The sequence below is a fragment of the Luteolibacter sp. genome (assembly GCF_058122085.1).
Window position 1 is genome coordinate 1 of record NZ_JBIKBQ010000040.1, and the last position, 14,064, is coordinate 14,064.

Annotated in this window: 10 protein-coding genes; 7 read left to right on the forward strand and 3 right to left on the reverse strand. The window is 62.9% G+C overall.

Annotation, left to right across the window (positions count from 1 at the left end; all coding sequences use genetic code 11):
* Positions 1–127: 127 nt before the first annotated feature.
* Positions 128–1,570: a replicative DNA helicase gene (gene dnaB, locus AC4DF4_RS07775; RefSeq protein WP_490047551.1), complete on the reverse strand. Its 1,443-nt coding sequence runs from the start codon at positions 1,568–1,570 to the stop codon at positions 128–130.
* Positions 1,571–1,690: 120 nt separating this feature from the next.
* Here dnaB and metK point away from each other — a divergent pair, with 120 nt between their 5' ends.
* From metK to AC4DF4_RS07795, 4 genes are all read left to right on the forward strand, one after another.
* On the forward strand, positions 1,691–2,866 hold the full coding sequence (gene metK / locus AC4DF4_RS07780; protein WP_490047572.1) for a methionine adenosyltransferase: 1,176 nt from the start codon (positions 1,691–1,693) through the stop codon (positions 2,864–2,866).
* 69 nt (positions 2,867–2,935) lie between these two features.
* Positions 2,936–5,290 carry a heavy metal translocating P-type ATPase metal-binding domain-containing protein gene (locus AC4DF4_RS07785; protein ID WP_490047552.1) on the forward strand — a complete coding sequence of 785 codons (2,355 nt, stop codon included), beginning with the start codon at positions 2,936–2,938 and terminating at the stop codon, positions 5,288–5,290.
* Between the two features lie 50 nt (positions 5,291–5,340).
* On the forward strand, positions 5,341–6,264 hold the full coding sequence (locus AC4DF4_RS07790; RefSeq protein WP_490047553.1) for a helix-turn-helix domain-containing protein: 924 nt from the start codon (positions 5,341–5,343) through the stop codon (positions 6,262–6,264).
* Positions 6,265–6,325: 61 nt separating this feature from the next.
* Positions 6,326–8,200, forward strand: coding sequence for a serine/threonine-protein kinase (locus tag AC4DF4_RS07795; RefSeq protein ID WP_490047554.1), 1,875 nt, complete (start codon positions 6,326–6,328; stop codon positions 8,198–8,200).
* Between the two features lie 10 nt (positions 8,201–8,210).
* On the opposite strand, the gene AC4DF4_RS07800 is transcribed toward AC4DF4_RS07795, so the two are convergent.
* Both AC4DF4_RS07800 and AC4DF4_RS07805 read right to left on the reverse strand, forming a co-directional pair.
* Entirely contained in the window at positions 8,211–9,362 is a 1,152-nt protein-coding gene (locus AC4DF4_RS07800) for a cysteine desulfurase family protein (RefSeq protein ID WP_490047555.1), read from the reverse strand.
* Between the two features lie 53 nt (positions 9,363–9,415).
* Positions 9,416–10,348: a hypothetical protein gene (locus AC4DF4_RS07805; protein ID WP_490047556.1), complete on the reverse strand. Its 933-nt coding sequence runs from the start codon at positions 10,346–10,348 to the stop codon at positions 9,416–9,418.
* 288 nt (positions 10,349–10,636) lie between these two features.
* Here AC4DF4_RS07805 and dapA point away from each other — a divergent pair, with 288 nt between their 5' ends.
* From dapA to AC4DF4_RS07820, 3 genes are all read left to right on the forward strand, one after another.
* The gene (gene dapA, locus AC4DF4_RS07810) at positions 10,637–11,524 is read left to right on the forward strand and encodes a 4-hydroxy-tetrahydrodipicolinate synthase (RefSeq protein ID WP_490047557.1); all 888 of its coding nucleotides are present in this window, start codon (positions 10,637–10,639) and stop codon (positions 11,522–11,524) included.
* A gap of 70 nt (positions 11,525–11,594) precedes the next feature.
* The gene (locus AC4DF4_RS07815; RefSeq protein ID WP_490047558.1) at positions 11,595–12,665 is read left to right on the forward strand and encodes a pyridoxal-phosphate-dependent aminotransferase family protein; all 1,071 of its coding nucleotides are present in this window, start codon (positions 11,595–11,597) and stop codon (positions 12,663–12,665) included.
* Positions 12,666–12,800: 135 nt separating this feature from the next.
* The gene (locus tag AC4DF4_RS07820) at positions 12,801–14,063 is read left to right on the forward strand and encodes a hypothetical protein (RefSeq protein WP_490047559.1); all 1,263 of its coding nucleotides are present in this window, start codon (positions 12,801–12,803) and stop codon (positions 14,061–14,063) included.
* Position 14,064 lies beyond the last annotated feature (1 nt).

The window sequence follows — 14,064 nt, forward strand, 5'->3', positions numbered from 1 at the left end:
GAGGCGGAAGCCGGCGATGGCGGCTTCCGCCGTGGGATCGAGGTAGTTGCGGAAGGTGGACAGTTGGTAATCCGGGTCGCCATAGGAGCCTCCGCGCATGCCGCGTGAGGAACCTGATACGACCGCGTCACTCCGCTTCCCGCGCCGGCGGGCCGGTCTCGAAGCGCATCAGGTCGGCGATGAAGGTGAGCGGGATGCTGCCGGTCTCGCCGTTGCGGTTTTTTGCTAGAACCAGCTCGGCCTTGCCCGCTTCCGCTTCGCGTTCCTCGTCGTTTTCCGCGTAGTAGGCGGTCCGATAGAGCAGGCCGACCATGTCGGCGTCCTGCTCGATGGAGCCGGACTCCCGGAGGTCGGACATCCGCGGCACGCCGAGGCTTTTGCCGGCGCGGCTTTCCGGCCCCCGGTTGAGCTGGGCGAGAATGCAGATCGGGATGCCGAGCTCTTTCGCAAGCCCTTTGATGCCGGCGGAGATTTCGGCGATTTCCCGCTCGCGCGAGCTCTCCGCCTGCTTGGTGCGGGATTTCATCAACTGGAGGTAGTCGATGGCGATGAACTGGATGTCCTCGTCGCGCTTCTTGCGGCGGGCTTTGGCGCGGAGCTCGTTGATGGAAATGCCCGGCGTGTCGTCGATGAACAGCTTGGCCGCGGAGGTTTCGACCGCGGCGCGCTGGATCCGCTGGAGGTCGCCCTTGGTCGGCGTGTAGCCGCGGGAGAGCTGGCTCATCGCGAATTTCGAGCGCGAGAAAACGAGGCGCTGCACCAGTTGGAAGGCGCTCATTTCGCAGGAGAAAACCATCGACGACTTGCCTTGGTCGAGGCAGACGTGCTCGACCATGTTCATCATGAACGAGGTCTTGCCCATCGACGGACGGGCGGCGACGACGAACATTTCCCCCGGCTTCAGGCCGCTGCTCATGCGGTCGAGCTCCTCGAAACCGGTGGAGATTCCCTGCGCGCCCTTTTCCCCTGCGATCAGCGCCTGAAACTGCTCGATGACCTCGTGCACCGACTGTTTGATGGTGGGCGCCTTGTTCGTTTCCGAGCCCTCGCGGATGGCGAGCATCTTCGCTTCCACCGTGTCTAGCAGAGCTTCGACCTCGTCCGGCGCGTCGTAAGCCTGGGCGATGGCTTCGTTGGAATTCTGGATGATCGAGCGCAGGACGAACTTGTCCTTCACGTGCTGGAGATGGTGGCGGAAATGCCCCGGACTCGGCGCGTAGGTGTAAAGATCCGTCAGCGACGACGGCCCGCCGACGCGGTCGAGGAGGCCGCGGTCCAACAGACGCTGCACCAGCGAGACGAGCTCGACCTCATTTCCCGCCTCGAACAGCTCGATCAGGAACGCGAACAAGGTCGAGTGCGACGGCAGATAGAAATGCTCCTGCGTGAGCTTCTCCTCGATGGCCACGCCGATGTATTCCTGCGGGTCCTGCAACATCGAGGACAACAGGCTTTTCTCCGGCCCGAGCGCGTGCGGCAGGGCGCGGGTGACGTCTTCCACCGCGGTCGCTCCTTGTTGGAGTTCTGCGGTCTTGCGGAAAGTGGGTGCGGGTTTGGTTTCGACGGCCATGAGCGGGCGGGACGATGAAACGCCCCGGACCGGATGGCAATCTTCCAGCGCGCTTGTGAAACGATTGTCAACAACCCCGGGCGATTTCCCGGAATTGGATTATGTTGCACCACCATGTCGATGTATCCCGAAAACCTGTTTTTCACCTCCGAATCCGTGACGGAGGGACATCCCGACAAATTCTGCGACCAGATCTCGGACGCGGTGCTCGACGAATGCCTGAGGCATGACCCGATGGCGCGCGTGGCCTGCGAATGCTACGTGACCATGGGCATGTTGATCGTCGGCGGCGAAATCAGCGGCAGCGGGCTTTTCGATGTGAGCCGGTTGGTGCGCGAGGTGGGCGACGAGATCGGTTACAACTCGCCGGAATACGGGTTCGACGTGAACACCGCGGCGATTTTGCGGACGATCCACGGCCAGTCGCCGGACATCAGCCGCGGCGTCATCCGGGAGAGCGGGCGGATCGGCGCGGGCGACCAGGGACTGATGTTCGGCTACGCTTGCACGCAGACGGAGGAATTCATGCCCGTGCCGATCCAGCTCGCCCACCGGCTGGCGCGGAAACTCGCGGATGTCCGCAAACAAAAATTACTGCCCTATCTCGGTCCTGACGGCAAAACCCAGGTGACCGTGGAATACCGCGGCGGCCAAGCCGTGCGCGTGGACCACGTGGTCATCGCCGCCTCGCACACCGCCGCCGTGACCACGCCCGACGGCAAGTTCACCAGCGAGCAAGCCAAGCAGGAAATCATCGCCCAAGTGGTGCGCCCGGTGGTCGGCCACCTGCTGGACGCGAAGACCAAGATCACGATCAATGGCACCGGAAAATTCCAAGTCAGCGGACCGCAGTGCGACACGGGCCTAACCGGACGCAAGATCGTCGCGGACACCTACGGCGGCTGGGCGACGCACGGCGGCGGCTCTTTCAGCGGCAAGGACGGCACGAAGGTCGATCGCTCGGCGGGCTACATGAGCCGTTATATCGCGAAGAACCTCGTGGCCGCCGGACTGGCGGACGAGTGTCTGTTGCAGCTCGGCTATTGCATCGGCCTGGTGGACCCGGTGTCGGTGATGGTGAGCACCGCGGGGACGGGAAAACTCCCGGATGATTCGCTGACGAAGTTGGTGCGGAAGGTCTTCCCGCTTTCGCCGAGGGGGATGATCGACCACTTAAAACTGCGGGAGCCCGTGTTCAGGAGCACCGCGTGTTACGGCCACTTCGGCCGCCCGGAATTCGCGTGGGAACGGTTGGACGCGACCGAGGAATTGCTGTCGCAGGCGAAGAAGCTTTGAGAAAACCCGCGTGGTTTGTGAGCGGAGATGCTTGGCAGCGGCGGGCGGGCGACCTGAGACTCCGCGCGGATGGCGAGCTGCGAACATTGTGGAACGGAATACCTGGCGAAGAGCGCGGCGACGCGCTTTTGCTGCAAGGGCTGTGAGTTCGTGGCGGACTTGATTTCCGAAAACGGCTTCGAGCAGTTTTACGATTTGAAACAGGGGCTGGCAGTGGCTCCTGTGCGGAGCCGGCCGTTCGAGGAGCACGACTTTTCCTGGCTGGCGGCGAAGGTGCTGGAGGCGGAGGAAAAGGCGGTGGCGGCGGGCGACGGCGCGCGGCTGGATCTGGCGTTGGAGGGGATTTCCTGCGTCGGCTGCGTGTGGCTGGTGGAGAAACTTTTCGCACGGCACGCGGGCAGCATCCGCGCGGCGGCAAGCCCGTCGAGCGGGCGGATCTATCTGGAATGGATGCCGGGCAGGTGCGAACTGGAGCCGTTTTTGCGCGAGCTCTGCCAGTTCGGCTATGTGGCGGCTCCGGCGGGCGCGGTGAGCGGCGACCATGAACGGCGGCGGTTGGCGGCGCGAATGGGGCTTTGCGGGGCTTTCGCGCTCAACACGATGGGATTCTCGGTGCCGGTCTATCTGGGAATGCCGGCGGATTTCGAGTTCGCGGAGTTGTTCAAGCTGATCGCATTTTTGTCGGCGACCTTGTCGATGTTAGTCGGCGGCGGGTATTTCATGGACCGGGCGTGGCGGGCGCTGCGGGCGGGCGCGCTGCACATCGACCTGCCGATCGCGCTGGGGCTGGTGGCGGCGTATGCGGGGTCGATCGCGGGCTGGGCGCTGAAGAAAGAGGGGCTGATGTATTTTGATTTCGTGTCGATCTTCGTGTTCCTGATGCTGGCCGGGCGGTATTTGCAGACGGCGGCGGTGGAGCGGAACCGGCGGCGACTGGTGCGCCAACAACCCGTGCCGGAAGCGGTGCCGCTGGCGGATGGCGTGGGCGCGCCGGTGGGGCGGGCGGAGATTTCGCCGGGGCTGAAATTCCTGCTAGGCCCGGGCCAGGCGCTGCCGGTGAGCGGATTGCTGGCGGCGGGCGAGGCGGATTTCTCGCTGGAATGGATTCACGGCGAGGCGGACCCGGTGCGCTATTCGGCGGGGGCGAGATTGCCTGCAGGCGCAATTTTACTGAGCCGTACTCCGGCGGCAGTGGAGGCGAGCGAGCGCTGGGAGGACTCGCTGATCGCAAAACTAACGGCACCGGCGGGCGGCGAGCGCGGGACGCCGGGGTTGGACAAGTTGCTGCGGGTCTATCTGAGCATCGTGCTGGTGGCGGGCGTGGCGGCGCTGGTTTTCTGGGGACAGCGCGGCGACTGGCTGACGGGCGTGCAGGCGATGATCTCGGTGTTCGTGGTTTCCTGCCCGTGCGCGCTGGGCGTGGCGATTCCGCTGGCGGACGATCTGGCGGCGGCGGCGATGGAGCGGCTCGGGGTTTTCACGAGGACGGCGACTTTGTGGTCGCGCTTGAGGCGGGTGAGGCGGGTGATTTTCGATAAAACAGGGACGCTGACCTTGGAGCGGCCGGTTTTGGAAAACCCGGAAGCCATCGCGGCGCTCGACGACGAGGCCGCGCTGGCCTTGGCGCGGATGACGCACGGCTCGCTCCATCCGATCGCCCGCTCGCTGCTCGAAGCGCTGGGCACGCGCGGCCAAAAGCTGCTGGCGGCGGGTGAAATGCCGGAAACCCACGAATTTCCCGGGCTCGGAGTTTCGATGAGCGGCTGGTCGTTGGGCAAAGCCGGCTGGTCGGGCGAGGGTCCGGTGGCGGCCGCGGCCGAGACGGCGGGGAGCGAATTGCGGCGGAATGGCGGACTGGTGGCGGCTTTTCATTTCAGCGAATCGCTGCGGCCCGGAGCCATCGCCATGCTGCGGCGGTTGGAGCGGCGCGGGCTCTCGCTGCACCTGCTTTCCGGCGACCACCCGCGTAAAGTGGCGAGCATGGCGCAGGCACTCGGCCTGCCGGAAAACCAGGCGCACGGCGGGCTTTCGCCGCTAGAAAAGGCCGCAGCGGTCATGGAAATGGACCGCCATGACACGCTTTACCTAGGCGACGGGGCGAACGATTCGCTCGCCTTCGACGCCTCGTTCGTCACCGGCACGCCGGTGGTGGACCGGAGTCTATTGGAGTCGAAAGCGGACTTTTACACGCTCGGCGCGGGGCTGGAATTCCTCCCCCGCCTGCTGGACACCGCCGCGGCGCGGGCGAATGCGGTGCGGACCGCCTTCGGTTTCGCACTGCTCTACAATCTGACGACCGTGGCGTTTTCCAGCGCCGGAAAAATGAGCCCGCTGCTCGCCGCGGTGCTGATGCCGATGAGCTCGATCGTGTCGATTTTGATCATCGCGACAATTTCCAGGGGTCGAAGCAGGAACAAAGGTTGAACTCTCAGGGAAATCTTCCTACCCTTGGCTAGATTTCCTCAAACGAGTCCATGCCAGCCAACTATTCAGCCCATCAGGAGTTCGAAACCACCTTGCTTCAACGGATCGCCAGTTCCGAGCGATTCAAGATTTATCAGGACGCGTTCCGCACGGCGACAGGGCTTCCGCTGCGGCTGGTTTCCGCGGATCCAGACAACTGGTGCCTCGACGACCAAGCCGTCAACCGGAGTCCGTTTTGCGAAGCTCTCAATCTTTGCAACAGCGCCTGCGGAGCCTGTCTGGAAACCAACCGACGCCTGATGCAAGAGGCGGAAGTCAGCGGGCCGACCACCTGTCATTGCTTCGCCGGCCTCTGCGCGACCGCGGTGCCCATCAAGATGGGGGCCTCGGTGATCGGCTTTTTGAAGACCGGGCAAGTCTTCAGCCAGACTCCGACCGAGGAACAATTCGAAGTCCTGCTCGGCGCGATCGGCCGCAAGACGCTGAACGCAAAAGCCCGCACCGCCCTGAAGACCGCCTACATGCAGACCCGCTTCGTCGAACCGCAACGCTACCAAAGCATGGTCACCTTGCTTGAAAGCTTCGGCGAGCAACTCAGCGAACACGCGGACTCCCTCACCATCATCGAGGAAGGCAGCGAACCCGCCGCCATCGCCAAGGCGCGCAAATACATCCACGAAAACCTCGATCAGCCCCTGCCGCTCGGCCAAGTCGCCCGCCAGGCGGGGCTCAGCGAATCACACTTCTGCCGGCTTTTCAAAGACTCCGCCGGCCTGACACTCACCGACTACGTCAACCGCTGCCGGATCGACTGGGCGAAGCGCGAGCTCCTCAAACCCGAATCGAGGATCTCGGAAATCGCGTTTCTCATCGGTTACCAGTCGCTTTCGCAATTCAACCGGAGCTTCGTCCGCATCGTCGGAACGTCGCCGACCCAGTATCGGAGGGAGCGTCTGGAGCGCGCCGCTTCGTGATGCCGGGTTTTGGTGGTTGCGGTCCGTGGCATAACCTTGCATTTTGAAGTGCGACGAAATCATGGAAGAACGTTATGAAATCCGCGGGAAAATCGGCCAGGGAGGACTGGGCGCGGTTTATCGGGGATATGACACCCGGATGAGTCGCGAAGTCGCGATCAAGCGGATTTCGGTGACCGCCGGAGATCCCGACCTGCTGGAGGAATCCACCCGCCAGCTGATCAAGGAGGCCGGCGCGCTCGCCTCGCTCCAACACCCCAACATCGTCACCGTTTATGACGTCGGCGCGGACGAAGACGGCCCCTACGTGGTGATGGAACTGATCAGCGGCAAAACCCTCGACGAACTCATCGAGCGAGCCCCGCTCACCTGGCCTGACTTTCGCGAACTCGCCCTCCAGACGCTGGAAGCCCTCATCGCCGCGCAGGAACTCGGCCTGATCCACAGCGACATCAAGCCCTCGAACTTGATGCTCACCTGGCTCCCGTCGGGGAAATTCCAGATGAAAATCGTGGATTTCGGCCTGGCCACCTTGACCCAATCCCAGTCGCTGGAAGACTTGCAGGAAATCGAAGCGGTGTTCGGCTCGATTTTTTTCATGGCACCCGAGCAGTTCGAGCGGGTTCCGCTCGACGCCCGGTCCGACATTTACGCGATGGGCTGCGTTTACTATCAGGCGCTGACCGGCAAATATCCGTTCAACGGGGAAACCGGTCACGACGTGATGGTAGCCCACCTCCATCACCGGGTCACTCCGCTTCAGGAAGTCCGCTCGGACATTCCGCTTTGGGTCTGTGACTGGATCATGTGGCTCATCAATCGAATTCCGGACGATCGCCCCGAATCGGCAAGAGACGCACTTCTGGTATTCTTAAAAAACGACAAGAATCCCAACCCCACGATGAGCCTCGGGACCGCCAAACCCGCGGTCCCGGCCGGTCCCCGCCCCCGCATGGCACCTCCCGCCGCCGACACCCAGCCGACCGCTCCCACCAAACGAGTCGTCACCAATCCGCGGATGGCGCCCGGCCATTTGACGCCCGTTAAAAAAGCCGCGCCCATTGAGCCCGAACCCGCTCCGGTCCCCGAGCCACCCCGAGTCATCACCGCACCCCAACCGCTGCTGCCGCCCGAGGGCTCGAAACCCAGTATTTACACTTCTTCACACGAAATTCCGAACGTCCTTCCACCGACGCCGACGTCCTCCCCGCATGTCCTCCCGCCACGACCCTACGTCCCCAACCACACGCCGAAAAGTTCCGGTAAAGGTCTGAAAATCACCATTGCGGCGGCTTCGCTCCTCGTCGTTGTCGTCGGTGGTTTGATCCTCGCCAACCGGATCAAACAAAGCAAAGCCAGCCAACGCTACGAAGTCATGCTCGTCGAGGCGGTCGCGGACGGGACCACCGAAATTCCGATGACCGGCGCGGAGTTCAACCATTTCCTCGAAGCGGTGGCCAATGCCGATACCGAGGAAAAGCAGAAAAACATCTTCAAAGCGCTCGCTCTGGCAAAAGCCAGTGACGGCAGCGACATCGACGCGAGCCTCACCGCGTTCGCCACCACCAGCACGCAAATCCTCCCCGAAGTCCGCGAGGCGATGATTCTCGAAGTGCTCGCGAAACGCGCCAACAGCTCGATGGCTCCCGCCTTGCTCGAATTCGCGCGGACCTCGCCGGACGTCCGCTCCGCCGTCGCCGCGATGCAAGTCCTGCGCACTGCCGCGGGCGACGCCCAGTTCGAGTCGTTGCTAACCGTCGTCCAATTCAGTCCCAAAGCCGAGCTCCGGACCGCCGCCGAGGAGGCCGCCACCGCCATCCTCAAGAAGAGCGGCAAGCGCGGCGACCTGGACAAGCTCATTGCCAAAGCGCTGGAAGCCACCTCCGAAAAAAGCACCCGAGAGCCGCTGCTCCGCTTGCAAGCCGTCGGGCGCTAACACCTGTGTTTCAGCGGGGTGAATACACCACCACCGGCCCCACGCCGGCACCCTGCACCCGCCGCAGCTTTTCAACGGCCTTCCGCAATGCGTCGGCCGCGGCCACCGCTTCCTCCATCGTGTTGAGCCGGGAAAAACTGATCCGCAAACTGCTTTTCGCCCGCGCCTCAGGGATGCCCATCGCGAGCTGCACGTGGGAAGGCCGCTGCTTGCCGGTCATGCAAGCGGACCCCGCGGAACAAGCGACTCCCGCTTCATCGAGAAGAATCAGCAAGCCCGCCGCATCACATTGGTCGAACGAAAGATGACTGGTGTTAGAAAGCCGGTGGGCGAGGTCGCCATTGACCGTGACACCGAAAATCTCCGCCAGCACCCTGGACTCGAACGCGTCGCGCATCGCTCCGACGGACTCCTTCGCGGCCCGCGCCAGCCATGCCGCCGCGGCTCCCATGCCCACGATGCCCGCCGTGTTCTCCGTGCCGCTGCGCCGCCCCGCCTCCTGCCCGCCACCGTGCAGAAGCGGCGCGAAGCGCAAACCCTCGCGCACAAAAAGCGCACCCACGCCCTTCGGCCCGTGAAATTTGTGTGCCGACAAGGAAAGCAGGTCCACGCCCAGATCCCGCACGTCCATCGGGATTTTCCCAGTCGCCTGGACCGCGTCCGAATGCACCGGCACTCCCCGCTCGCGGGCCAGCTCCGCGGCTTCGCGCAGCGGTTGGATGACCCCCGTTTCATTATTAGCCGCCATCAGCGAGACAAAAGCGGCTCCGTCCAAGGCCCTTGCGAACGCCGCCATTTCCAGACGTCCGCCGGAGTCCACGGGTGCCTGCACCCGGCTCCTCGTTAGAGTTTCCGCAAAGCGCAGCACCGCGCTGTGCTCGATGGCGGAAACCACCGCAGTCCCCTGCCCCGCCAAGCGATCCAGCGAGTGAAGCGCGGTGTTCACGCTCTCCGTGCCGCCGCCGGTGAAGACGATTTCCCCGGGCTCCGCGCCGATCAACTCCGCCACCTGCCCGCGGGCCTGGTCGATCGCCCGCCGCGCCAGTTTCGCCGCCGCATAGCTGCCGGATGGATTCGCAAACCCGTCCCGCAACCAGGGCAACATCGCCTCCAACACTTCCGGCGGAAGCGGCGTGGTCGCGTTGGCATCCAGATAAATCACGGCCGCAGCATCCTTCCGCGCGTCCCCGATATCAACCCGGAAAACCGCCATCCTCATAACCGTCCCGCCGCGCGGAACGAGGCGATCGCCTCGTTCGTCCGGCGAAGCAACTCGTCGCCCCAGGTCGCCGCATAACGCAACCACTCCATCGCGAATTCCCGGGTGTTCTGCCACGGCGAATCTCCCGCCACGCACAGCAAGCCGGCCAGGACCAGCAGGTTTGCCAGATAAATCACGGTCAGCGAGAGGAAGGTGCCGTTTTCCTTCAAGTCCGGCTGATCGCGCGGAATCATCCACAAGGTCCAGACCATGTGGAAGGTCCAGGTGATGCCCATCACCGCGTAAAGCAGGCGGTCCCATTCCTGCGAAAGCCCGGCGAAATGCCGCACCACCGCGTAAAGCACCGCGCACACCACCGACCAGAACGGCACGAAATAAGGCGACAGCGCGATGATCAGGTTCGTCTTGTTCGTCGTGATGTAGCCGCCGCTCGTGCTGACGTGGAAATCCGTCACTTTACCTCGATAGAGCACCACGAACAACGCATGCGTCAGCTCATGGCCGAGCACGTAGAGATACAGGAAAAACGACTGCAACAAGCCGGACCAAAACCAGCCGACCATCACCAGCGCGCCCGTCGCGAAATACCAGAACTCCGCCGTCTTCCAGAAATCCTGATCCACCGCAGCCTGTGAGAATCTGGATAGAAACGTCCAGCTCGTCACCCAGCACAGCGGCAAAAGCATCAAGGCCAGGCTCCACCGCATCAGCCGCTTCAGCCACTCGGCGGACTCCATCTCGTCGTCGAACTCGGCCTCCGCGACCGCGGCCCACACGAACTTCTCGCCGCGCTTCCCACTCCGCCGGTTCGCCTGCTCGTGCGCCCGCCGGTTCGCCGAACTGAGCACCTCCGCAAAGGAAATCCGCGTCCGCCGCTGATTTTTCAACGGGCGCTTGGCAGAGTATTTAGGACGGCGCTTTTTCACGATGCGGGATGCAGTCCCGGAAATTATTTCGTAGATCTTAACAAATCAAGCCAGATCCCCGTCAATTGCACCCCCCGCTTCCAAACCCGACCGCAGTAACAAGAGGGAAACGGGAACCCAACGAGGACGAGACGGCCGGCTCAAGCAGCTTTGGAAGGCGCGCCTGCCACTCTCAATTAAACGCCGCTTAACTCCGTGCCGTCCCCGCCCCTTCACGCCTGAAAATTTCCGCTCCCCGCAGGATACAGCTTGGACCCGCGCCCGGTTTTGTCCATCTTCCGCCCCGCCATGTCATTTCCCGGTACTTACACCGCTCTCATCACCCCTTTTCGCGACGGCGAAATCGACGTTCCCGCCTTCCAATCCCTGATCGAGCGCCAGATCGCCGCCGGGATCGACGGCATCGTGCCCGTCGGCACCACCGGGGAATCCCCCACCCTCGACACGGATGAACACATCGAGGTGATCCGCCTCGCCGTGGAATTCGCCGCCGGCCGCTGCCAGGTCGTCGCCGGCAGCGGGGCCAACGCCACCGCCGAGGCCATCGAACTCACCGAAGCCGCAGAAGCCCTCGGCGCAACCGGTTCGCTGCAAGTCTGCCCGTATTACAACAAGCCCTCACAGGAAGGACTTTACCTCCATTTCAAGGCGATCGCCGAATCCACCAACCTGCCGATCATGCTCTACAGCGTGCCCGGCCGTTCCTCGATCGAGATCGCCCCGGAGACCGCCGCCCGCCTTGCAGCGGATTGCCCGACCATCGTCGCCATCAAGGAAGCTGGCGGCTCGGTGGACCGCATCAACCAACTCGTGCAGGCGCTGCCCGCCGATTTCGGCATCCTCTGCGGTGACGATCCCCTCACCTTGCCCTTCGTTTCCTGCGGTGCCACCGGACTGGTCTCGGTCGCCTCCAACCTGATTCCGGAAATCATCGTCCAGCTCGTCAAAGCCTGCCTCAGCGGAAATTTCCCCGAAGCGCTCGCCCTGCAAAAGCAATACTACCCGCTCATGCGCGGCCTGATGTCGCTCGACGTCAACCCGGTCCCGATCAAAACCGCCGTCGCCCTGCAAGGCCACTGCCTGCCAGATCTGCGCCTCCCGCTCGCTCCGATGAGCGATGCCAACACCGCCAGCCTCGCCAACCTCCTCAAGTCCTACCACCTTCTTCCTTCATAAATTTCTTCACTTCGACGTTCGATGTTGAACGTTCGATGTTCGATGTTCGATGTTCCCACTCCCACATACAATGTCATCACCCAAACTCTTCGCTCCCGGTCCCGTCGATGTTTCGCAAGAAACCTTCGCCGCCATGTCGCAAACCATGATTGGCCACCGCGGCAAGGATTTCGAGGAACTCTACGCCTCGACCCAGCCCGGCCTTCAGGAAATCTTCGGCACCGCCCGCCCCGTGTTCCTCTCCACCTCGTCCGCCTGGGGCGTGATGGAAGGCGCGCTGCGCAACCTCGCCAAAAAGAAAGTGCTCTGCCTTTGCTGCGGCGCGTTCTCCGACAAATGGCTCGATGTCGCAAAAAAATGCGGCTTCGAAGCGGAAGCCGTGCAGGTCGAGTGGGGCCAAGCCATCGACCCTGAAGCCGTCCGCGCCAAGCTCGCGGAAGGCGGATTCGACACCGTCACCTTCATCCACTCGGAAACCTCCACCGGCGTGCTCAACGACCTCGAAGGCGTGTGCAAAGTCGTGAAATCCTTCCCGGACACCATGCTCATCGTGGACAGCGTCTCCTCGCTCTCCACCGTGCCGATGGACATGGACGCCCACAACATCGACGTCATGTTAGCCGGTGTCCAGAAGGCCCTCGCGCTGCCTCCGGGCCTCGCCGTGTTCGCCGTTTCCGAAGCCGGCATGGAGCGCGCCAAGAGCAATCCTAACCGCGGTTACTATTTCGACTTCGTCGAGTTCGCCAAGAACGCCGCCGTCAACAACACGCCTTCCACCCCGGCCATTTCCATCATCTTCGGCCTCCAATACATGCTCGGAGAAATCGCCAAGGAAGGCTTCGCCGCCCGCCAGGCGCGCCATGCCAAGACCAACGCGATGATCGCCGCCTGGGGCGCGAGACACGGTTTCGAACTCTTCGCGCCGGAAGGCCGCCGATCGTTCGCACTGACGTGCTTCAAAACACCGGAAGGCTTCGACCTCTCCGGCTTCATCAAGAACCTGAAGGCCAAGCACAACTTCCTCATCAACGGCGGTTACGGCAAAATCAAAGGCACCACCTTCCGCATCTCCAACATGGGCAACGAAACCGAAGCCACCATGCAGGAACTCATCGACGCGATGGACGACGTGCTCGGCTGAGCCGCTCCGCATTTTCCATCAAAAGCCCCGCTTGTTCTCAGGCGGGGCTTTTTTGTGATACAGGTGCCACGGAAATCCGGTAGCTCTGAAACCGGCTGAGACAGCCGGAACACATTGATTCACTTCCCAGTCATCATGAAACCACTCGCGTCCATCGCGGTCACGCTCCTCGGCATCGGCAGCGCCCTTGCGGCCACGGACTTGTGGGACCTGCCGCCGCTGCGCTACTCGGAGACCGCCTCCAACGATCCGATCGCCAAACTCGCCGGAGAACTGGCGAAGGGGGAGCGGAAAGTCGATGGCACCACGCCGTTGGAGAAACTCCGCTTCGTGTTGAAGCTGCTCGAAATCCCCGAGGAATCCCAAATCCTCGTGTTTTCGAAAACCAGCAAACAGAATCCGCTGATTCATCCGGGAAATCCGCGCTGCCTGTTTTTCAACGAGAATTCCTACGTCGGCTACGTCCCCGGCGGCGACATGGAGGTCATCACTCATGATCCCCTGCTCGGTTCCGTCTATTACCTCATCGGGACCGACGGCTCCGAACCCGCGTTGCAAATCAGTCGCGACAACTCGGACTGCCTGTCCTGCCACGGCACGGCGCGTACGGAATCGATCCCCGGCATGCTGGTGCGGTCGGTGTTTCCGGATGAGAACGGCCAGCCGCTCTTGTCGCTGGGCACTTTTCTAACTGACAACTCCAGCCCGATCCCCGAGCGGTGGGGCGGCTACTACGTGACGGGCCGCAGTTCGCTCCCCCATCTGGGAAACCGGACTTACAAGGAATCCGACGGCCGCGAGCTGCCGCAGGAATCCCCGGAACTGATGACGCTCGCCGGCAAGATCGACCTGTCCCGCTATCTCCGCCCGACCAGCGACATCGTGTCCTTGATGGTGCTCGAGCACCAATGCCAGCTCCACAACCAGCTCATCGCCGCCGGCATGAACTACCGCCGCAGCCACTGGCTCCAGAAATCGCTCGACCCTGCGGTCGATCCCGACGCGGGCCTGACCGGCAAGCACGCCGACGAATCCGCCCGGAAAATCGTGGACCTGCTGCTCTTTGAAAACGAGGCGGACCCCGGTGAAAACGGCGTGGAGGGCGACCCCGCTTTCCAGGACACGTTCACCCGCCGCTTCCCCAAATCCAGCGACGGCCGCTCGCTCGCGGACTTCCAGTTAGGCACGCGGCTTTTCAAACACCGCTGTTCTTACATGATCTACTCGAAGACTTTCGAAGCGCTTCCCGCACGGATCAAATCCGCGGTGATCGCGCGTCTGCACCGCGTCCTCGAAAGCGAGCCGGCCGAAGGAAACCATCCCGCGATCAAAGCGAGCGAGCGTCGCAAAATCGCCACGATCCTTCAGGAAACCCTGCCCGCCTGGAGCGCGGAATAAC